Source organism: Ancylobacter sp. Lp-2, assembly GCF_020523795.1.
GTDB lineage: Bacteria > Pseudomonadota > Alphaproteobacteria > Rhizobiales > Xanthobacteraceae > Ancylobacter.
Genome location: NZ_JAJALI010000005.1, coordinates 31,534 through 52,328 on the forward strand (window position 1 = coordinate 31,534; position 20,795 = coordinate 52,328).

Consider the following 20,795-nt stretch of genomic DNA (forward strand, 5'->3'; position numbering starts at 1 on the left):
GAGCGATGCCATGGCGCTGACCGCCCCGATCGACAGCACGCTCGAGGGCGTGGTCTGGAAACGCACGCTGAAGGAGACGGCGGTCGCCTATCCCCCGCTGGCCGGCGAGGAGATCGCCGATCTCGTGGTGGTCGGCGCCGGCTATTGCGGGCTCAACGTCGCCCTGCACGCCGCCAAGGCTGGGCAGAAGGTGGTGCTGATCGAGGCCGGCATCGTCGGCAACGGCGCCTCCGGCCGCAATGGCGGCTACAACGTGCCGCACTTCCCCGGCCCGGTCACCCCCTCCGCCGTCGAGGGCGCGATCGGCAAGAAGAAGGGGCGCGAGCTGTCCGAGCTGGTGCTCGGCGGCGCCGACGCGGTGTTCCGCCAGATCGACGCCTACCAGATCAGCTGCTCGGCGCAGCAGAGCGGCTGGATCCAGCCGGCGCACTCGGACACGTCGCTCGCCAAGGTGCGCAAGGTGTTCGACGAGTGGAAGGCGTGGGGCGCCGACGTGACCTGGCTGTCCGCCGACGAGGTCGCCGGCCGTCTGGGCGCCGCCGGCTATATCGCCGGCTGGTCCAACCCGACCGGCGGGACGGTGAACCCCTACAGCCTCAGCATCGGCCTCGGCCGCGCGGCGACGCAGGAAGGCGTGCGCATCTTCGAGCGCAGCCCGGTCGACGGCATCGAGGAAGGACCGGGCGGCGTCACGGTGAAGGCCGGCGCCGGCCGGGTGCGGGCGCGGCGCGCCATCGTCGCCACCAATGCCTATACCGGCGATTTCCTGCCGCAGGTGCAGCGCTCGGTGGTGCCGGTCTATCTCTACCATGCCGCGACCAGGCCGCTGCGCCCGGAGCTGCGCGCCTCCATCCTGCCCACCGGCCTGTGCTTCACCGACCTGCGCAAATCCGGCGGCTTCGGCCGGCTCGACGAGGCCGGGCGGCTGATCTCCGGCGGCGCGGTGTTCGCCCTCGGCGACAAGCAGGCCTATGGCTTCGCCCATGCGAGGGCCCGCATGAAGCTGCTGTTCCCGCAGCTCACCGACGCCGACATGCAGTTCGACGACTATTGGGAAGGCTATTGCGCGGTGACCGAGAGCTACCTGCCGCATGTGCAGCGCCTCGGCAAGGAAGTGTTCTCGGTGGTCGGCTTCTCCACGCGCGGCGTCAACCTGGCGCAGAATCTCGGCCGGGTGGTCGGCGAGTTCGCCGCCGGCAACCGGACGCTGGACGAGGTGCCGGTGGCGGTGATCGAACAGCGCCGCGATATCGCCAACTGGTCGCTCAAGGTGCGCGCCGCGCGCCTCGTCTTCCCCCTCTACCAAGCCAAGGACCGGCTCGGCCTCAGCTGAGCCGACCTCGCCGCGCCGCTCGCGCCCGGGAGCGCGGACGGTGCGGTGTCTTTCCACGACCGGCCGACCGGAGCGCACCATGGCCGCCTATGACGTGCTGTTTCAGCCCTTGCAGATCCGTAACCTGACGATCCGCAACCGCTTCCTCTCCACCAGTCACGAGCCGGGCTACGTGCTGGCCGGCGACATCACCGACCGCTACATCGCCTACCAGGCCGAGAAGGCCAAAGGCGGCATCGGCCTCACCCAGTTCGGCGGCGCGACCGCCGTGTCGGCGGAAAACTCGTTCTATTACGGGCAGATCAACGGCTCGGTCGACAAGGTGATCCCGCAGTTTCGCAAGATGGCGGCGGCGATCCACGAGCACGGCGCCCATTGCACGGTGCAGCTGACCCATGGCGGGCGGCGCGAGCGCTGGGACCTGACCAACTGGCTGCCGACCTTCTCGCCCTCGCCGCTGCGCGAGATCATCCACGGCACCTTCCCGGCGACCATGGAGGATTACGACATCCGCCGCACCATCGAAAACTACGTCGCGGCGGCGACACGGGTGCGCGAGGGCGATGTCGACGGTGTCGAGATTTCCTGCCAGGCCGGCACGCTGATCGAGCAGTTCTGGTCGCCGGCGATGAACCACCGCACCGACGGCTATGGCGGCCCGCTCGAAAACCGCATGCGCTTCGGCCTCGAAATCCTCGAGGCGGTGCGCCGCCGGCTCGGCGATGACTACGTGATCGGCATCCGCATGCCGGGCGACGAGATGCTGAAGGGCGGCCTCACCCAGGAGGACTGCCTCACCATCGCCAAGACCTATGCCTCTTCCGGCCTGATCGACTTCATCAGCGTCGTCGGCGGGCAGGCGAGCGACTACAAGTCGGAAGCCCGCATCTGGCCGACCATGTGGGTGCCCTCCGCCGCCTGGCTGCCGCTGGCCAAGGCGATCCGCGACGAGGTGCAGGGACAGGTGAAGATATTCCATGCCACCCGCATGACCGATGCCGCCACCGCCGAGCACGCGCTGAAGAGCGGCGCGGTGGACATGGTCGGCATGACCCGCGTGTTCATCGCCGACCCGCATTACGCCAACAAGCTGAAGGCCGGCGACGAGGAGAACATCCGCCCCTGCGTCGGCGTCGGCTACTGCGTCGACCGCGCCATTCGCGGCATCGACGCGCTGTGCGCCCACAATGTCGCGACCTCGCGCGAGGCCACCATCCCGCAGGCGGTGCGCCCGGCGGCGGTGAAGAAGAAGGTGGTGGTGGTCGGCGGCGGGCCGGCCGGCATGGAGGCGGCGCGGGTGAGCGCCCGGCGCGGCCATGAGGTGGTGCTGTTCGAGGCGGCGAGCGACCTCGGCGGGCAATTGCTGCTGGCGGCCAAGGCGACCTGGCGGCGCGAGATCGCCGGCATCACCGCCTGGCTCGCCCGGCAGATGGAAATCCTCAAGGTGGATGTCCGCCTCAACACCTATGCCGAGGCCGAGGACGTGCTGGCGGAACACCCGGACGCGGTGATCATCGCCACCGGCGGCCTGCCCAATCTCGGCCGTTTCGAGGGGCTGGAATTCGCCGTCTCGGCCTGGGACGTGCTCTCCGGCCAGACCGCCGTGGGCGGCTCGGTGCTGATCGCCGACGAGAACGGCACCGCCTCGGTCGCCTCCACCGCCGAATTCGCCGCGGCGAAGGGCGGCAAGGTGCACATCGTCACCCCCGACCGCGAATTCGGCCGCGAGATCGGCGGCACCAATCTCGGCGCGCATATGAGCGAGCTCTACAAGCACGACGTCGCCATCGAGACCGATACCCGCCTCGTCGCCATCCGCCGCGACGGCAACAAGCTGGTCGCCACGGTGGAGAACACCTACAGCGAGAAGCGCCGCGAGCTCACCGTCGACCAGGTGATCGGCGACAATGGCACGCTGCCGAACGACGACGTCTATTTCGCGCTGAAGCCGCTGTCGCGCAATCTCGGCGAGGTGGATCTGCGCGCGCTGGCCGATGCCCGCGAGCAAACCATCGTCAGCAACCCGGAGGGGCGCTTCGCGCTCTACAAGGTCGGCGACGCCTGGTCCTCGCGCAATCTGCACGCCGCCATGCTCGACGCCGCGCGCCTTACCCACCCGCTCTGACAGGAACGCTCATGACCGCAACCACCCTCGCCCAGGGCGACGTCACCTACCGGACGATCGCGCTGGAAGACTGCCTCGGCCTCGTCGAGGGCTTCATCGCGGCGGGCAAGAAGTGGCACTCGCACGTGCTCTCGCCGGGCTGCGCCTTCAATCCCTACCCGACGCTCTACGCCATCGTCGTCGAGGACGATGCCGAGCACGTCGCCTATATCGCCCCGTCCGACGGCTTCCCGGAGGTCGACAAGCAGTTCGTGAAGATGCTGCATGGCGACGACATCCTCGACGCGACCGCCGCGGCAGCGGAAGATCCGGCGGCGGTCGCCGGCTCGGCGCTGCTGAAGCGGCTGCGCGAGATCGATGCGCAGGGCGTGCACTGGCACCACCACATGAACTTTCCCGACTGCGCGCTCAATCCGCATCGCGGCCACTGGGCGCTGACGGTGGAGAGCGACGCCGGCACCTTCTCGGAGAGCTACCACGACGAGCCGAAGGCGGTGCTGCGCGAGATCGAGGTGATGTATTTCCGCAATCTCGCAGCCAGGACGGCGACGGGCTGAGACCGGCCGCCGCCGGCGCATGACGGCAGGGTGCTGGCGGGGGGCGGCGGCATCGCGGCTTGACGTCCATCACGGCGGCACGGCCGGTGGACCTCTGAAGGCGACCCGCGCGGACCTCACCGGTGGAGACGGTGCCACCGTCCATCGACTGCGGCCACCCGGAGCCGTCAACAGCGCGGCTTCCGAGTGGGTCGCCACGGTGGCTCCCCGGGGCGGACAGCCATGGCATCGGCAGGGACTGGCATAATCCTTCGCGACAGGGTTTTCTGGCGATGTAGCCAGTTGCCTCGGAGGGAGTCGCGGAATGAGTCATGTTCGATGGAAGCGCTCCCTCTCCGGCGCGATGGTGATGCTGCTCGCCCTCGTCGCGTCGTCGGAGGCCGGCTTCCTGGTCACGCCCACCCTGGGGGAGCGGCCGGGCAGCCTCGTCATCCACGTGGCGGCGCGGCAAACATTGAGCGGCACGGTCTATTATCGCGAACGGATAGCCCTGCCGCCGGGGGCGATCGTCGAGGTGCGCCTGCTCGATGTCTCCAAGGCCGACGCGCCCGCGCGCACCCTCGCCCGGACGCGGATACGCCCGCAGGGGCAGGTACCGATCCCCTATGAGCTGAGTGTCAATGCCGCGCGGATCCTGCCCGGCCATCGCTATGCGCTGCGGGCCAGCATTCTCGTCGGCGGCAGGATCTGGTTCACCTCGACCACGCACCATCCCGTCTTCGCGGGCGGCCCCGACCGGACCGACATTCTGGTCCAGCGGGTCGGCACTGCCGCCGGGCACGCACAGTCGAAGCCCGCCACCTCCCCGGCCGGACGCTGGCTGGCGGAAGACATCGGCGGCGGCGGCGTGATCGATCGCCTGCAGAGCGTGCTGGAGATCGCCGACGACGGCGCGATCAGCGGTTCCGGCGGCTGCAACCGGATGACCGGCAAGGCCCGCATCGACGACGAGCACATCGATTTCGGACAATTGGCGAGCACCAACATGGCCTGCACGCCGGCGGCGATGGATCAGGAGCGCAAATTCTTCGCCGGGCTCGCCGAGGCGCGCGGCTGGCGGCTGGATGCCGCCCGGGGCAAGCTGGTGCTTCTCGACGCGGCGGGCCGCCCCGTCATCGTGCTGGCGCGGATGTAGCGGCGCAAGCTACCGGGGACGAGGCATCGGGAACGCGGTGCGCCGAAGGATGTCCCGCGCCGGCCGCGCGCACACCATGCGGCCGGCCGCGACCTTGCGATCTCACTCCGCAGCCGGCCGGAGAGGCCTCATTCCGGCGCGGGAGGCGGCGCCAGCGGCTTCTGCTCGTCGGTGACGCCGGTGACGCTGTGGCTGAGGTTCTTGAGCTGAGCGTCGTAGTTCTTGCGGGTATTGGCATCCACCACCGCGACCGGGGCGGCGACGATGACGCCGGCGGCGGTGCCGACCGCCGCCGCCGCGCCAGCCGACATCTCGATGATATGGTCGCCGAGCCCGACGCGGGAATCGTTGATGCTCTGCCCCTCGGCGAGGCGCTGGCCGATCATCTGCACCACTTCCGGACTCTCGGCGAACTTGCCGTGGTTGAGCGGATCGCCGGTGCGCAGCTTGGTGAGGTCGACCACGGTGATCTTGTCGCGCTCGAATTCGGTCTTGTACGGCTCCTTGTCGGGGTCGATGGCGCCGAGGCGGTCGGTGCTGCCCCACACCCGGCGCGACAGCGACAGCGCCCGGTCGTCGCGGGAGACGAAGACGGTGATGTTCGGCCGCGGTTGGCCCATGTCGTAGAGCTGGGTGCGGAACACGTCGACGTCGACGTCGGGCGCGGCGAGGATGACGTTCTGGATCTTCGGCGCGATGCGCTTGTCGCGGATCGCCATCTGCCTGAGCGCCTCGATCGTCAGCCAGTTGCCCATCGAATGGGCCAGCACGGTGATCTCGCCGACATCCGGATCGGCGGCGATGTAGCCGAGCAACCGCTCCAGCGCGTCACGCGAATAGTTGGTGCTCTCGCGGTCATAGCCATAGGCCAGCACGCTGGCGCGCGAGGGCCAGGTAAACAGGATCGGCACCACCGGCGCGTTGGAATCGTGGATGATCTGCGCGAAGCGGAACACCGCGTCTTCGAAGCGGTTGTTGAAGCCGTGGATGAACACCATCACCCGACGCTTCGGCGTCGCCTTGAGCCGGTCGCTGAACCAGGACAGCGCCTGGTCGCGGTCGATCATCTCGGCGCGGGTGGTGACGAAATCGGTCTGCGGGTTGCCCGGCACCCGCTTCGGCCATTGCACCTCGCCGACCTTGCGGACGGTTTCCGGCGGGATGGAGACGGTGATGCGGGCGAAGGACAGCGTCGGGCGGCCGCGCTCGCCGGTATACATGTTGCCGGGATTGTCGGAGGGCAGGCGCGTGGTCGCCACCACCATGTCGACCTTGGAGGTGCCGGCGCTGGTCACGGTGGTCTCCGCCACCGGCGCCAGCACACCTTCCGGCGGCCCGGCACAGGCAGCCAGCGTCAACCCCAGCACGGCGAAAACGATGCTTCTCGACAGGAGTATCATCCGGGCCTCTGTCCCAACTGCCGATCTCTCATCCCCGAGAACGTCCGGATTGGCAAGGGTTCCGGGCCCGAATCTTTTGTGGTGTTGGTTTACGAGAACAGTCGCTCGGCTGGAAAAATGCCTCGGCTATGCCGCCGCTAGACAGGTGCCTGCGGCGAGGACAGCCGCTTTTTACGCCGCCACCGCAGATACGGCACCGTCACCACCGTCGACACCAGGATGTAGACGGCCAGCAACACCAGCGTTCCCGGCCCGTGGAACAGCGTGGCGACGATGATCGCGATGCCGATATGCCGCGTGCAGCAGGCGACGGCGAGCGTGGTGCGCTCATCCTCTCCCGGGCCGCCGCAGTAATGGCCGATGCCGAGCGCCAGCGCCATGAACAGCGTCAGCGCCAGCAGCCCGACCAGCCGGACGTCGAACAGGATGGCCCACTGGCTGGCCAGCAGGACCACCGCCGACAGCGTCAACACCAGCATGGCCGTGGCGCCCAGCACGTCGGCGATCCGGTCGGCGCGCGTCGGCAGCAGGCGGGCGAGCACGCGCCCGAGCCCCATGCCGGCGACCAGCGGCACGAAGAACGCCAGGCCGATGGCGCGGGCCACGTCGAGCCATGCCAGTTCGGCCGCCACGCCGAAATGCCGGGCGAGCACCGCCACCCATGCCGGCGTGACGATCATCGCCAGCAGCGAGGAGAGCGCCACCAGGCTGAAACCGTAGGCATTGCGGCCGATGCCCTTCAGCTTGCGCGGCAGCAGCGGCGCGCCCGCCGAGACGGCGAGCACCAGCAGCGTCGCCTTGACGCCCGGCGTGAGCGGCAGCAGCCAGACCAGCAGCATGGCGATCGCCGGCACGACGACATACATCGCCAGCAGCGAGCGCAGCAGCAGCCCCGGACGTCGCAGCAGATGGGTGACGTCGGCGATCGACGCCCCCATACCGATGGCCATGATCAGGGCGACCATGGCCGCCTTGATCACGATCGGCAGCACAGCCAGCATCGACGCCTCTCCGCACGGCTTGCGACCGGAGCGCCAGCCAGTCCGGGCTAGTCGCCCGAGACCTCCCAGCTCTTGTCCGGGTTGAAGCGGCGGATCTTCGCGGCCAGAGCCTCGGTGTCGGCGCCGAGGTCCTTCTCGTAGACGATGCCGGCCTGATTGACGACGAAGGTGTGCACTCCGGTCTCGCCATAGACGACCGGCCAGGCGACCAGCCCGAAGCCGGCGATCATGTTGCCGTTGATAACGTAGTCGTAGCGCCCGCCGGCGACATTGTCGCCCTGCCCGCGCAGGATGCGGAAGCGGTAGCCGAAATAGCCCTTGCCCTGCTTGGCCTTCTCCAGCGCGCCGGTATCGATGGAAGCGCCGGCCGGGCTGTCGCCATCACCCTGCTCGGACGGCCAGTAGAGACCGTCGGTCTCGCCCGCCGTGCTGATCAGCTTCTGGGCGAACTCCAGCACGCCGTCGCCGTCGTGATCCACCGTGGCATAGGTCTTCTGGGCATCGACATAGGCGCGCAGCGTGGCGATGGCCTCGATCTCATTCTCGCCGATGCGCCGGTTCTCGATCTCGTCGAGCCCGGCGGCGGTGTCGAACGCCCAGCTGCCCTTGGCCGACTTCACCAGCGGGAAGGGAAACGGCCAGATCTCCCGACCGATGTCGAGGATCTTGCGGTCGGGCGCGACGTCCTCGACCTCCAGCCGCTCCGTTGCGCCCTGCCGGATCTTGTCGAAGGTGTCGCTGGCGCTGTCGCTGGCGCGCAGCTTGACGGCATCGAGGCCGAGCAGCTTGGCGACGGCGTCGAAGTCATTGGCGGCCAGCGCGGCCTTGAACGCCTCGACCGCCTTGGCCGGGTCGTCGAAGCCGGGCGCCGGCTGGCTGGCGACGACATTTGGCGCCCCCTGTGCCAGCGCCGCCGGCGCGCCAAGCGAGGCGACGCCCGCCGAGACGGCCAGGACGGCAAGACCGCAGATCAATCCGCGACGAAGAGTGTTCAGCATGATCATGTCCCTCCCTCCGTCTCAACGCCGACCGCCGCCACGATGGCCGCCGCCACCGCCGCGTCCGCCGCCGCCGCCCATGCCACGCGGCGGCATGGCGCGCTGGCCGCCGCCTCGCACCGCCGCGCCACGGCTGGAGTGCATCTGCGCACTGCGTCCCGAGCGCACCTCGCCGAGCCCCGAGGGGGTGCGCGGGCGATTATCGACCCGGCCGCCGGGCTTGGGAGCGCCGGACGGACGGTTGACCTGACCGCCGCCGGGGCGATTGCCCTGGCCACCCGCAGGCCGGTTGACCTGACCACCCGCCGGGCGGTTGGCCTGGCCGCCGGAGGGGCGGTTGATCTGGCCGGCGCCGGGTCGGTCGCCGCCGCCGGGGCGATCGCCGACATTCGGGCGCTGGGCGATGCCCGCGCCGCCGCCCGGACCACCGCCGCCCGGCCGGTTGCCGCCGCCGGCCTTCAGCCCGTCCAGCGTGCTCTTGCGCACGTCGCCGACCGGGCCCGGGCCGCCGCCGGGGCGCTGCCCGCCGCCGGGATTGTTGCGACGGATGTCACCGGCCTTGTTCTTGAGATTGTTGCCGCGATCGCCTTCGAGGCCCTTGCGGATATTGGTGCGGTCGATCTTGTTGAGCTGGTTGCGGTCGAAATTCAGCTTGCTGCGATCGACATTGCGCCAGTCGACATCCTTGATGTTGACCCGGCCGTTAAAGTTGCGGTTGTTGAAGCAGTTGTTGCAGTCGAAGTCGGCGTCGCCGCGCCAGCGCCCGCCCCACACGCCCCAATCGTTCCAGTCGACCGTCGCCGCCCAGATCGCGCCGGTGACGGCGGCGGTGAAGAAGGTCGCTGTCGGCCAGAAATAGGACGGATAGGGATCGGCGTAATAGGTCACCGGCGCCGGGGCGTAGCCGGGCTCGTAGAGCATCTCCGGCGGGTATTGCGGGATGTAGATCTTCTCGGGATTGGCGGCCTGGATGATGACATTGTCATTCTCCGTCGTCACCTTGACCTTGTCGTCCGACTTGATGATGCCGGTGGCGACCGCCTGGTCGCGCAACTGCTGGATGGCGACCAGCACATCCTTCTGCTGGTTGGCCAGCGCGTCGCCGAGCTGCTGCGTCCAGTCGAGGTCGTCGCTCATCATCTTGACGATCTGCGGGTAGTTGAGCAGCGCGATCACGCTGTCGTCCCAGCTCGTCTTGGGTTGCAGCTTCGAATCCTTCTGGCGCGCATCGAGGAAGCGCTGGGCCTCGACGATCTGCAGCGGATAGAGCGAGGCGGCGGAGATCACCGCCACCAGCTCATCCGGATAGAGCGCGATGCGGGCGACCAGCACCTCCAGCTCCTGCTCGCTGAGCGGCTCGGGCGCCGCGTCGGCAGGAGTTGTGGGCGCGGCGGCCGGTGCCGGCTGCGCCGCCTGGCCCTGCGCCCGCGACAGGTCGATGGCTGCCGGACCGAGCATCAGGACGGCGGCAAGGACCATGCTGAGCAGGGCCCGCCATCCGCGTCGGAACGACAAGCGATCCTTGGTCCTGCGGGGTAATGGCGCGGAAAGCGCGCGAGGAACCTCGGTTGAAACGCTGCGGCAAGCTTGAACGCTCATGCTACTCCCCCGTGGCCGTCGCCACCTCGAACCTTGCGGCCCGGCGCACGCCAAAATAATTCGTTTTGCGATTATTGCCACACGGAAATATTCGGGGAGTTTTCGTAGTTCTTTGGCTCGCCCGACTCTTGGCCGCAGGAGACGCCTTTTCTTTCCATCCGAGAACCGACCCGGCCCGGTCACGACACTGGGATACCATGGGCCGGCGCATGGATGCGGAGGGCAGGCCTCGCGTCGCGGCTAGGCGGCGTGGTCGGCGTCCCCGCGCGCCAGTTGCGCCGCCACCTCGCCGGCGATGCGGATCGCGTAATTGGTCACGTCCGGCAGACCCATCAGCTCACCGACGGTGCCACGCGCCAGCGGCCCGGCGACGAAGAGGTCGGGCCGCGCCCTTCCATCGGCGCCGAAGGCCCGCCCCTGCCGGTCGACGTCTATCCCGAGCCGCAGCGGGTCCGGTCGCGCCAGCCCGTCCGCCGCCAGCGCGGCAAGCAGCGGATTGTCGGCGAACACCCGTCCATGCGCCGGTCCGGTCGCCACCACGACGGCATCGACCTCCCGCACATCCTCCGCGCCGCTGCGGCGGTCACGCAGGCGGATGCGGATGTCGCCCTCCCGCGCCTCCACCGCCCGCAGCGAAGCGGCGCGCAGCGTCAGCGTGCCGGCGGCGAAGCGCCGGTCGAGCGCGGCCTCCACCTGCGGCGCGATACGGAAACGATGCACATCCCAGAACGGACGCAGATGGCGCAGCAGCCGCGCCCGCTCGCCGAGCGGCAGAGCCTGCCAGATCGCCGAACCCTGCAGCCGCACCTGATCAAGCACGCAATGCCAGCTCTTCCCCTCCGCCCCGGCGGCGCGGACCGTGGCGCGCACCCGCCGCACCAGTTCGCGCGTCGTGCGCGCCGGATCGGTGGCGAAATCGCCATAGGGATCGTCGACGGTGGCGGGATGGCCGCGCGAGCGCAGGCCGCGCCGCGAGACGGCGACGATCTCGCCGCGATGGCCGAGCCGGTCGAGGCTCGCGACGATGTCGGCCATGGAAAGCCCGGTGCCGACGATCAGCACCCGGCTGTCGGGAGCGAGCGCGGCCAGCGCCTCCGTCGCCCACGGATCGGCGATGAAGCCGGGATGGCCGGCCAGCGCCTGCAACGGCGCCGGCGGGCTCGGCGGCGCATGCGCCACCGCCAGCACCACGATCTGCGCGCGCACGCTGCCGCCATCGGAGGTGTGGATGCGATAACCGCCCGCCGGCAGCGGCTCGACGCGCAAGGCGCGCGCCCGGACATGGACGAGGCGCGCCCCCTGCGCCGCCATCGCTTCCGCCACATAGGCGCCGAACACCGCCCGCGCCGGAAAATTGCGGCCATCCGCCATCCGCGCCGCCGGATCGGCGTCGAGCCGGCCCAGCGCCTCCAGCCAGTCGTTGAACTGGTCCGGTTGTTGCGGATCCAGCGACATGCGGCTCGCCGGCACGTTGATGCGGTGCGACGGATCGGCGGCGCTGTAGGCGAGGCCGCGACCGATCTCGCCGCGCGGCTCGACGATCGCCACCCGGTCGAGCTCCGGCCGCAGCCGCAGCAGATGGAAGGCTACCGCCGCTCCGGAAAAGCCGCCGCCGAGAATGGCGACCGGCACCGCGATCTCCGCTCCGCTCATGATTGCGCCGCCTGCTCTGCCGGACGACGGTCATTGGCGGCCGTCTCGCCGAACGGCCGGCAGATGTCGAGGAAGGCGCGCGTCACCTCGTGACGAGCGTCATGATCGCGGAAGATGCCAGCACCGGCATTCCCCACCGGGGGCCCGCCGGTGACGAGGTCGATAAAAAGCCGGTCCTCGGAGATAGGGTAGAGGGCGGCGGTTGTGCCGGCATGGAGGATGGGCGAGGCCGACCTCGGACGCACCGCCGCCGGATAGCGACCGTCGCCATGCGCCGGCAGGAACCACGAGACGTCCGAACCGCCGGAAGCGGCGGCATCGGCAGCTTCGCTCATGGGTGGCCCTCCCCCGCTCATTCGGCAGCGGTGGACATGATACGCCGGGTCGGGCCGAGAACATCCAATATATCGCGTTTCAGCGCGTCGAAGGCCGGCGTACCCGGCGCGCGCGGACGCGGCAGGTCCACGGCGCGCACCGTGGCGATGCGGCCGGGATGCGGCTGCATCACCACCACCCGGTCGGCCAGCACCAGCGCTTCCTCGATGTCATGCGTCACCAGCAGCAGCGTCGGGCGGGTGTCGGCCCACAGCGCCAGCAGATGCTCCTGCAGATCGGCGCGGGTGAAGGCGTCGAGGGCGGAGAACGGCTCGTCCAGCAGCAGCACACGCGGCCGTGCGACGAGGGCGCGGGCCAGCGCCACGCGCTGCGCCTGCCCGCCGGAGAGCTCGCGCGGCCAGCGGCGGGCGTGCTCGGCCAGGCCGATGCGGGCCAGGGCCGTCGTGACGCGGGCCTCGCGCTCCTCGCGCGGCAGGTGGGCGATGCCGAAGGCGATATTCTGCGCCACGCTGCGCCAGGGCAGCAGCCGCGCCTCCTGGAACACGATGCCGACCGAGGGATGCGGCGCGGAAATCGGTTCGCCATCCACCAGCACCCGGCCGGCGCTCGGCCGGTCGAGGCCGGCAACGAGGCGCAGCAGCGTGCTCTTGCCGCAGCCGGAGCCACCCACCACCGCGACGATCTCCGCCGCGCCGATATCGAGGGAGAGGCCGGCGAGCGCCTTGGTACCGGTCGGATAGGTCTTGGCGAGGCCTTCGAGGCGCAGCATGGCTCAGCCCTCCCGCGTCGCCGCGGCGTGGGTGTCGGTGTCCTCCCAGCGCAGCAGCGGCGCGCTGGCGGCGACCAGCAGCGCATCGGTGAGCTTACCGAGCACCGCGAACACCACGATGGCGGCGACGATCTGCGCCGGCTTGCCGAGTTGCTGGCCGTCGACCAGCAGGTAGCCGAGCCCTTCCGACGCCCCCATGAACTCGGCCGCCACCACGAACATCCAGCCAAGCCCGAGACCGGCGCGCAGCGCCACCACATATTGCGGCAGCACCGCCGGCAGCAGGATGCGGGTGGCGAGCTCCAGCCGGGTCAGCCGGAAGCTGCGGCCCACCTCGATGATCTTGCGATCCACCGAGAGGATCGCGCCGAGCGTGCCGAGATAGATCGGGAAGGCAACGCCGACCGCGATCAGCGTCACCTTCGAGGCCTCGAAAATGCCCAGCCAGAGGATGAACAGCGGCACCCAGGCGATGGAGGGAATGGCGCGCAACCCCTGAAGCGTCGGGTCGATCAGCGCCCGCGCTCGCGCCGAGGCGCCGGCCAGCACGCCCAGCACCGTGCCGGCGAGGACTCCGAGGGCGAACCCGGCGGCTACGCGCGCCAGCGTCGCCTGCACATGCAGGCCGAGATCGCCGCTGCGCGCCAGTTCGGCGAGCGTGGCCAGAATGATGCTCGGCGGCGGCATCAGCCGGCCGGAGACCAGGCCCGCCCGCACCGCCAGTTCCCACAGCAGCGCCGCCCCGACGGGCAGCACCGCCCCGAGCAGCACGAGGCGCAGCGCGCTGAAGCGCGGGCGCCGGGCGGACGACGCCTCGCCCGCGACCGCCGCCACGCCCTCGACGGCGCTCATCTCACAGACCCGGCTTGAGATAGGCCGGATCGATCAGCACCTCCACCGTGCCGGGCACGTCGACCTCGGCCGCCACCACGCCGGCCTGTTGCAGCGCCTTGCCGGCCTCCACCAGCGTGGTCTTCTGCGCCGCGCCGATCGGGCCGTGGGTCAGCTCGGTGCGCTCCAGCTGGCGGGCGATCACCGCCGGCGGCAGCTTGGTGGCGGCCTCCAGCAGCTCGGCGAGCTCCTTGGGATGCTCAACCGACCACAGGCGCGCCTTCTCATAGGCCGCCAGCACCCGGCGGACGATCTCCGGATTTTCCTGCGCAAAGGCCTCGCGCACGTTCAGCACGCCCCAGCTATTGGCGGCGGGGTTGCGATAGAACAGCACCGCGCCGTCGTCGATCTCGGCGGAAGCCATGATCGGGTCGAGCCCCGCCCAGGCATCGACGTCGCCGCGGGTGAGCGCGAGGCGGCCGTCGGCGTGCTGCAGCAGCACGAAGCGCACGTCCTTGTCGGTGAGGCCGTTCGCCGCCAGCGCGCGGATGAGGAAGATGTGCGGATCGGTGCCGCGCGTCACCGCGACGCTCTTGCCCTTGAGATCGGCAACCTTGGCGATGCCGCTATCCTTGCGCGTCACCAGCGCCGTCCATTCCGGACGCGAATAGACATAGACGGACTTGATCGGGTTGCCGTTGATGCGGCCGATCAACGCCGCCGCCCCGGCCGTCGAGCCGAAATCCAGCGAGCCGGCATTGAGGAATTCCAGCGCCTTGTTGGAGCCGGCCGACTGCACCCAGCGCACCGCGATGCCGTCCTTGGCGAGCTCCTCCTCGAGGAACTTCTTGTCCTTGAGGACGATGGAGACCGGGTTGTAGGTGGCCCAGTCGACGCGGATCTCGGCAGGCGCGGCCTTGACCGCCCCCATGGAGGCCAGCAGCGAGCCGGCGGCGAAAGCCGCCAGGGCGGCGCGGCGATTGACGAGCAAGGGCATCGAAGGATCCATCGTTATTTTATATAATATCGGTAGATTAACAGACTAATCGATGCAAGGGGGAATCGGCGCCGCGCGGGGGCGCCTCCGATGTCCGCGATCGCTGGGAATCCGGTGCGGCGGGCAGAGCCCCGAGCAGGAAACGTGGGGGATGAACCGCGTCGGCACACGCAGCCGCCCCGCGCCGGCACCGTCCACGCGCCCCATACCGGGCGTGGGAAAGCGAGGACGGGCCGCCCCTTCGCGCCCGTTCGCCATTGGTTTTACTGCCGTTTCGGGGTTTAATCCGCTGGCGGCCGTCGCCGCGAACGTCCCTTCCGTGCCTTGAACGAGCCGCTAAATTCGATGATCGAGACCATCTCTTTGATGTTGATCGCGGCGTTGTCCGCCCCGCTCATCGCGCTGACGGCGGTGCTGCTCTATCTGCTGGTCGTCGGCATCAGCGGCGTCTGGTGGGCGCTGAAGGGCAACGACTGAGGCCGGGGCGAAGGCCCCGGACCGATCAGACGCCGAGCGCGCAACCATCCTTGCGGGGGTCGGAAGCGGCGAGCAGCAGGTCGCTCGTCGGATCCCGGACGATCAGCTGCGCGCCGCCGATCGGCTCGACGGCGACCTTCAGCCGGTGGCCGCGCCCGGCGAGGTCGGCCAGCACCGCCTCGGGATAGGCCGGCTCCAGCTCCAGCTCACCGTCGAAGGCGAAGGAGCGCGGCGCGTCGATGGCGGTCTGCGGATCGAGGCCGCGATCGAACAGGCCGGAGAGCAGCGCCGCCTGGCCGGCCGCCTGGTACTGGCCGCCCATGACGCCGAACACGCCGACCGCCTCACCGTCGCGCCGCAGCAGGCCGGGAATGATGGTGTGCATCGGCCGCTTGCCGGGCGCGATGGCATTGGGATGGCCCTCGATCAGCCGGAACGAGCTGCCGCGCGAATGCAAGAGCACGCCGGTCGCCGGGTCGATCCGCGTCGAGCCGAAGGCGTGGAAGATCGAATTGATGAACGACACCATGTTGCCGTCGCGGTCGACGACGCAGAGATACACCGTATCGGCGTGCTCCGGCTCGTCCCAGTAGACCGGAGGCTGTGCGCGGCCCATGTCGATATGAGCGGCGAGGCGCCGGGCGGTCTCCGGCGCCAGCAGCGTCTCCACCGGCACGGTCATCGCCGAGGGATCGCCCAGCAGCGCGTCGCGGTTGTGGTAGACGAGCTTGGTCGCCTCGGCATGGAGGTGGACGCGGTCGGCCAGCGACAGCCCCTCGCCGAGGTCGAATTCCCGCAGGATGTTGAGCAGCATCAACGCCGCGAGGCCCTGGCCGTTGGGCGGGCACTCCTCGACGGTGTAGCCGCGATACTCGGTGGAGATCGGCGTCGTGTAGAACGCGCCGTCCTTCATCGCCGCGAAATCCTCTAGCGTGTGCAATCCGCCGAGCCCATTGAGGTAGGCCACCAGCGAGGCGGCGGTCTCGCCCTCGTAGAAGGCAGCCGCGCCCCGGCTGGCAATGTCGCGCAGGCGCCGGCCGAGCAGCGGCTGGGCATGGCGCTGGCCGGCCAGCAGCGGTTTGCCGCCCGGCAGGAAGAAGGCGCTGGCGTTCTCGTCCTGCGCCAGCAGCGGCGCCTCGTCCGCCCAGTCGAAGGCGACGCGCTGGGCGATCGGATAGCCGTTCTCGGCATAATCGACGGCGCGGGCGAACAGCCGGTCGAGCGGCAGGCTGCCGTAATCGGCATGCAGCTTCGTCCAGGCCGAGATGGCGCCGGGGATGGTGACGGCATGGGCGCTGGTGCGCGGAATCTCGCCCGTGAGGCCGGCGGCCTTCAGCGCCTCCACGCTGGCAGCCGCCGGGGCACGGCCGCTGCCATTCATCGCGACGGTCGGCTTGCCCTTCGGCGCGTAGAGCACGAAGCAGTCGCCGCCGATTCCGGTCATGGCCGGCTCCACCACGCACTGCGCCGCCACCGCCGCCAGCGCCGCATCCATGGCGTTGCCGCCCGCCTGGAGGATCTCCAGCCCCGCCGCCGTGGCAAGCGGATGGGAGGTGGCGATGGCGGCATCGCGCGCGAACACGGTCGGGCGGGAGGGGCCGAAGAAATCGGTGCGGCGGGTCGAGATCACGTGTCGGACGCCCTGTTCAGGTGGGGGACGGAAAGTCGTACACTTCCGCGGCATTGTCGACCATGATGCGGCCCGCCACGGCATCGCTGCCGCACCAGTCACGGAACAGGTCGACGAGCCGCGCATCGTCCGGCGGCTGGCCGGGTTTGGAAGGATGCGGCCAATTGGTCGCGAACAGGCAGCGCTCGGGGGCGTGGGCGATCAGCGCGCGGGCGAGCGCGGCGACGTCCGGGTAGTCGGGCGCGCCGATGCGCGAGGTCTCGTAGACGCCGGAGGTCTTCACCCAGGTGCGGCCGTTGTCGAGCAGGCGGCGCAGCGCGGCAAATCCGGGATGGTCGAGGCCGACCGGCTCCAGGAACTTGCCGTTATGGTCGATGACCAGCCGGCCCGGCAGCTTGGCGAGGCGCGCCTCGGCCTCGTGCAGCAGCCGCCCGTCCATCTGCAGCTGCACATGCCAGCCGAATTCGGCGGTCTTCGCCGCCAGCGTCTCCAGATCGTCCCAGCCCAAGAGGCCGCCGCCGATCATGAAGAAGCGGATGCCGCGCACGCCCTGCTGCGTGAGCCAGTCGAGCTCGCGCTCGCTCGCATCGGGCGGCACGACGGCGACGCCGCGCGCGTCCTCGCCGAGCACCGCCATGGCGTGCAGCGTCGCCCGGTTGTCGAAGCCGTAGACGGAAGGCTGCACCACCACCGCGCGGGTGAGGCCGAGCATCTCCCTCAGCTGGAGATAGGCGGCGATGTCGCCGCCGGCGACCGGCGGGAATGGCGAGTTCGGCGCCGGCGGATAGACATCCGCCGGGCCATAGATGTGCATGTGGCAGTCGCACGCGCCGGGGGGCGGGCGAAAGCCGGGGCGCTGCGCCGAAAGGAGCGCGCTCATCGGGTCCGCCATCCCGGCACGCGATCGGGGTTCTTGGCGTGGATCGGCAGGCGTCCGGCCAGCACAGCCTTGACCTGCTCGACCGTCTCCATGGCCTGGAACTCGGACGGCTCGATCATCAGCGCCGCCGAATGCGGCGTGGCGACGACGTTGGACAGCCGCGCCAGCCGCAGCGAGGGCTGCTGGTCGGGCCCGTCGCCGACATCGAGCCCGGCACCGGCGATGGCGCCCGACACCAAGGCTTCCTCAAGTGCCGTCTCGTCGACGAGGATGCCGCGCGAGATGTTGATGAAGAAGGCGTCGCGGCGCATCTTCGCGAAGGCCGAGGCGTTCATCATGCGCTCGGTCTCGGGGGTCGCATAGGCGGCGCAGACCACGAAATCCGGCTGCGACAGCACCTCGTCGAGGCCGACCTTGTTCACCGCGCCATTGTCCATCCACGCATAGGGATCGTAGACCGACACCTTCATCTTGAAGGCGAGCGCCAGCTCGACAATGCGCCGGCCGATCGACCCGTAGCCGATCACCCCGACATGGGCGCCGGCCATCTGCCGGCCGAACACCATGGGATGGCCGGCATCGTCGGCATGGTAGCGCGCGGCGTCGCGGGAGATGTTGCGGGCGAGATCGAGCATCAAGGCGAGCGCGTGCTCGCCCACCGCATCCGCATAGCCCGACGAGCAGTTGCAGACGAGGATGCCGGCATCGGAGGCGGCGGCGACGTCGATGTTACGCATGTCGACGGCGCAGCGGGTGAACAGCTTCACGTCCTTCAGCCGCTCCAGCACCTCGCGCGGCCCGGCGGCGAGGCGGTCGGAAATGACCACCGCGCAGCCCTCCGCCGCCTTCACCAGCGCATCGCCGAAGAGCGGCGTGTCGCTGTCGTTCATCACGAGGTCGATCGGCAGCGCCTTCAACGCCTCCACGGCGCGAAAGCCGTAGAAATGCTTGAGCAGGTCGCGATTATGGGTCAGCAGAACGCGCATCTCAGTCAGCCATCCCGTCGACGATGTGGGCCGGCAGGTGCGCCATCACCCAGCGGTTCATCGCCAGCACCATGTCGTCGCGCCAGGAGAGCGGGCCGGGCCGCGCGAGGCAGGAGGACAGGCCGATCTGCTGCTTCTCGAGGATGCCGACATCCTCCAGCGCCACCGCCTCCCAGCGCTTGTAATAGGGCGCGGCGCGCTCCTCGAAATCGGGCAGCTCGGTATAGGCCTTGGGGAAACAGCCACCGACCGAGAGCACCGAGCGGTCGACGCTGATCGGCCGCACCGCCAGCCACCACATGCAGTCCTGCGCGCAGGCGAACTGCACGGTCGGCTCGATGACGGTGAAATAGGTGCCCTTGCGCGACTGCTCCGACAGCCCGTCGATGACCGGGAAAGGCGGCTCCTGGCCGAGCACGGCGATGGAGCGGTTCGCCTGCACCTGGATGACGTGCCACTCGCCCTGCGTCGGGAAGCTCACCGAGCGCTGGGCGCCCACCGTCGCGGCATGCACGACGCCGGTGTGGTAGGTCTCCATGGCGTTTTCGAGCAGGAGCTTCCAGTTGCACCTGGTCTCGATCTCCATGTGCCAGGTGCGGACCATTTCGCCGAGCTTATGACTGCCGATCAGCTCGGGCATGTTGCCGAGATGCGTCATCAGACTCGCGGCGTCGTCGTCGTAATTGAGGAAGATCGAGCCTTCCCACACCTCCAGCCGGATCGGGATCAGCCCGTGCGGGGGCTTCTCGAACTTCGGCACCTCGCGCATGCCCGGCGCGCCGGCCAGCGTGCCGTCGAGCCGGTAGTTCCAGGCGTGGTAGGGGCAGATGATGTTCTTGGCGTGCCCGCAGCCTTCCAGCAGGATCGAGGCGCGGTGCCGGCACACATTGGCGAAGGCGCGCAGCACGCCGTCCTCGCCGCGCACCAGCAGCACCGGGCCGCCGACGCTGTCGAGCGCCTTGTAGTCGCCGGGGTTCTGCACCTCCTCGACGCGCCCGGCGAAGAACCACTGCTTCAGATGAATGTGCTTCACCTCGGCCGCGAACACCGCGGGGTCGGTGTAGAAGCGCGTCGGCGCGCTCTTGGCGTCGCCGAGCGGCGGCTCGCTCCAGACATAGGGTTCGGGGACCAGAGTGGTCTCGATGCTCATGACCGTGTGCCTCCGTTCAGCGGTGCCCGGCATTCAGGCGGTGCTCCGCCTGGCCGAGCTGGACGAGATGAAGGGCGATGACCGCCACATGGCCGGCCAGCATGGCCGCCATGCCCTGTACGTCGTGCGGCGGGCTCAGCGTGTTGATGTCGACCCCGACGAGGTCGAGCCCCTTGAGCCCGTGCAGCAGGTCGAACACCTCCGCCACCGGGGGGCCGCCCCAGGTGGGAGTCGCGACGCCGGGGGCGGCGGAGGGATCGAAGTAATCCATGTCGAAGGACAGGTGCACCGGGCGCGTGCCGACCACCTCGCGCACCTCGGCGGCGATGGCGGCGGCGCCGCGCTGGCGCACCTCCTCGCCGCTGACCAACCGGAAGCCGAGCCCGCGCGTGTGGTCATAGGCGCCGGGCACCGGCATGGTGCCGCGCGCGCCGATGTGGAAGGAGCGCCTGGTGTCGATCAGCCCCTCGCGCGCCGCCTGGGTGAAGGTGGTGCCGGTGTTGACCTCCTCGCCCGGATAGGCGTCGGTATGGGCGTCGATGTGCACCAGCACCAGCTCGGGATAGCGCCGCGCCAGTGCGCGCAGCACCGGCAGCGTCACCGTGCCGTCGCCGCCGACGCAGAGCGGCACCGCGTCCGCCTGCACCACCTCAAGCACCGCCGCTTCCATGGTGGCGAGCGAGGGGCCGATGTCGGAGGCGACCACGTCGACGTCGCCGAGGTCGACGACCTTGCCGCCGGCGCGCGGATCGACGTCGGCGAGCGGCGGATAATAGGGCCGCACCTCGCTCGACATGGCGCGGAACGACGCCGGCCCCTGGCGCGAGCCGATGCGGGTGGCATGGGTGCCGCAATCGAAGGGCAGGCCGATCACCGCGATCTGTCCGGCGCTGGCCGTCGTGGCCGGCGGCACGCCGAGAAAGGTGCCCAGGCGCATC

Annotated in this window: 19 protein-coding genes; 5 read left to right on the plus strand and 14 right to left on the minus strand. The window is 69.8% G+C overall.

What is annotated here, in order from left to right; genetic code table 11:
• Window positions 1-10 precede the first annotated feature (10 nt).
• From LGR54_RS13745 to LGR54_RS13760, 4 genes are all read left to right on the plus strand, one after another.
• Window positions 11-1,333: an FAD-binding oxidoreductase gene (locus LGR54_RS13745; protein WP_230362548.1), complete on the plus strand. Its 1,323-nt coding sequence runs from the start codon at window positions 11-13 to the stop codon at window positions 1,331-1,333.
• Between the two features lie 79 nt (window positions 1,334-1,412).
• Window positions 1,413-3,458 carry an FAD-dependent oxidoreductase gene (locus LGR54_RS13750; RefSeq protein ID WP_230362549.1) on the plus strand — a complete coding sequence of 682 codons (2,046 nt, stop codon included), beginning with the start codon at window positions 1,413-1,415 and terminating at the stop codon, window positions 3,456-3,458.
• A gap of 11 nt (window positions 3,459-3,469) precedes the next feature.
• Window positions 3,470-4,015, plus strand: a complete 546-nt coding sequence (locus tag LGR54_RS13755; RefSeq protein WP_230362550.1) for a hypothetical protein — start codon at window positions 3,470-3,472, stop codon at window positions 4,013-4,015.
• A 349-nt stretch (window positions 4,016-4,364) separates the two neighbouring features.
• Window positions 4,365-5,150, plus strand: a complete 786-nt coding sequence (locus tag LGR54_RS13760) for a YbaY family lipoprotein (RefSeq protein ID WP_230362551.1) — start codon at window positions 4,365-4,367, stop codon at window positions 5,148-5,150.
• Window positions 5,151-5,278: 128 nt separating this feature from the next.
• Here the strand turns inward: LGR54_RS13760 and LGR54_RS13765 are convergent, their stop codons facing one another.
• The 9 genes from LGR54_RS13765 to LGR54_RS13805 all read right to left on the minus strand — a co-directional run bounded on the left by LGR54_RS13765 (window position 5,279) and on the right by LGR54_RS13805 (window position 14,734).
• Window positions 5,279-6,550: an alpha/beta hydrolase gene (locus LGR54_RS13765; RefSeq protein WP_230362552.1), complete on the minus strand. Its 1,272-nt coding sequence runs from the start codon at window positions 6,548-6,550 to the stop codon at window positions 5,279-5,281.
• A 137-nt stretch (window positions 6,551-6,687) separates the two neighbouring features.
• Window positions 6,688-7,551, minus strand: coding sequence for a bile acid:sodium symporter family protein (locus LGR54_RS13770; protein ID WP_230362553.1), 864 nt, complete (start codon window positions 7,549-7,551; stop codon window positions 6,688-6,690).
• A gap of 47 nt (window positions 7,552-7,598) precedes the next feature.
• Window positions 7,599-8,549: a DUF2950 domain-containing protein gene (locus LGR54_RS13775; protein WP_230362554.1), complete on the minus strand. Its 951-nt coding sequence runs from the start codon at window positions 8,547-8,549 to the stop codon at window positions 7,599-7,601.
• A 21-nt stretch (window positions 8,550-8,570) separates the two neighbouring features.
• Entirely contained in the window at window positions 8,571-10,028 is a 1,458-nt protein-coding gene (locus LGR54_RS13780; protein ID WP_230362555.1) for a DUF3300 domain-containing protein, read from the minus strand.
• A gap of 360 nt (window positions 10,029-10,388) precedes the next feature.
• Window positions 10,389-11,801: an FAD/NAD(P)-binding protein gene (locus tag LGR54_RS13785; RefSeq protein WP_230362556.1), complete on the minus strand. Its 1,413-nt coding sequence runs from the start codon at window positions 11,799-11,801 to the stop codon at window positions 10,389-10,391.
• Window positions 11,798-12,136 carry an LLM class flavin-dependent oxidoreductase gene (locus tag LGR54_RS13790; protein ID WP_230362557.1) on the minus strand — a complete coding sequence of 113 codons (339 nt, stop codon included), beginning with the start codon at window positions 12,134-12,136 and terminating at the stop codon, window positions 11,798-11,800. Before LGR54_RS13790 ends, LGR54_RS13785 begins: the two co-directional genes overlap by 4 nt.
• Window positions 12,137-12,153: 17 nt before the next feature.
• Complete coding sequence (locus LGR54_RS13795) at window positions 12,154-12,906, minus strand: ABC transporter ATP-binding protein (protein WP_230362558.1); 753 nt, start codon at window positions 12,904-12,906, stop codon at window positions 12,154-12,156.
• A 3-nt stretch (window positions 12,907-12,909) separates the two neighbouring features.
• Window positions 12,910-13,758 (minus strand): ABC transporter permease, encoded by an 849-nt coding sequence (locus tag LGR54_RS13800; protein WP_230362559.1) that lies wholly within the window; start codon window positions 13,756-13,758, stop codon window positions 12,910-12,912.
• Between the two features lies 1 nt (window position 13,759).
• Entirely contained in the window at window positions 13,760-14,734 is a 975-nt protein-coding gene (locus tag LGR54_RS13805; RefSeq protein WP_230362560.1) for an aliphatic sulfonate ABC transporter substrate-binding protein, read from the minus strand.
• Window positions 14,735-15,079: 345 nt separating this feature from the next.
• Here LGR54_RS13805 and LGR54_RS25765 point away from each other — a divergent pair, with 345 nt between their 5' ends.
• A complete protein-coding gene (locus LGR54_RS25765) occupies window positions 15,080-15,211 on the plus strand; it encodes a hypothetical protein (protein WP_255607622.1) in 132 nt (43 codons plus the stop codon).
• A 25-nt stretch (window positions 15,212-15,236) separates the two neighbouring features.
• On the opposite strand, the gene LGR54_RS13810 is transcribed toward LGR54_RS25765, so the two are convergent.
• The 5 genes from LGR54_RS13810 to LGR54_RS13830 are packed head-to-tail and all read right to left on the minus strand — an operon-like array spanning window position 15,237 to window position 20,794.
• The gene (locus tag LGR54_RS13810; RefSeq protein WP_230362561.1) at window positions 15,237-16,841 is read right to left on the minus strand and encodes a gamma-glutamyltransferase family protein; all 1,605 of its coding nucleotides are present in this window, start codon (window positions 16,839-16,841) and stop codon (window positions 15,237-15,239) included.
• Between the two features lie 16 nt (window positions 16,842-16,857).
• Complete coding sequence (locus LGR54_RS13815) at window positions 16,858-17,721, minus strand: amidohydrolase (RefSeq protein WP_230362562.1); 864 nt, start codon at window positions 17,719-17,721, stop codon at window positions 16,858-16,860.
• Window positions 17,718-18,707 carry a D-isomer specific 2-hydroxyacid dehydrogenase family protein gene (locus LGR54_RS13820; RefSeq protein ID WP_230362563.1) on the minus strand — a complete coding sequence of 330 codons (990 nt, stop codon included), beginning with the start codon at window positions 18,705-18,707 and terminating at the stop codon, window positions 17,718-17,720. Before LGR54_RS13820 ends, LGR54_RS13815 begins: the two co-directional genes overlap by 4 nt.
• Before the next feature lies 1 nt (window position 18,708).
• Window positions 18,709-19,857, minus strand: coding sequence for an aromatic ring-hydroxylating dioxygenase subunit alpha (locus LGR54_RS13825; RefSeq protein WP_230362564.1), 1,149 nt, complete (start codon window positions 19,855-19,857; stop codon window positions 18,709-18,711).
• 16 nt (window positions 19,858-19,873) lie between these two features.
• Window positions 19,874-20,794 carry an arginase family protein gene (locus tag LGR54_RS13830; protein WP_230362565.1) on the minus strand — a complete coding sequence of 307 codons (921 nt, stop codon included), beginning with the start codon at window positions 20,792-20,794 and terminating at the stop codon, window positions 19,874-19,876.
• Window position 20,795: the final 1 nt, after the last annotated feature.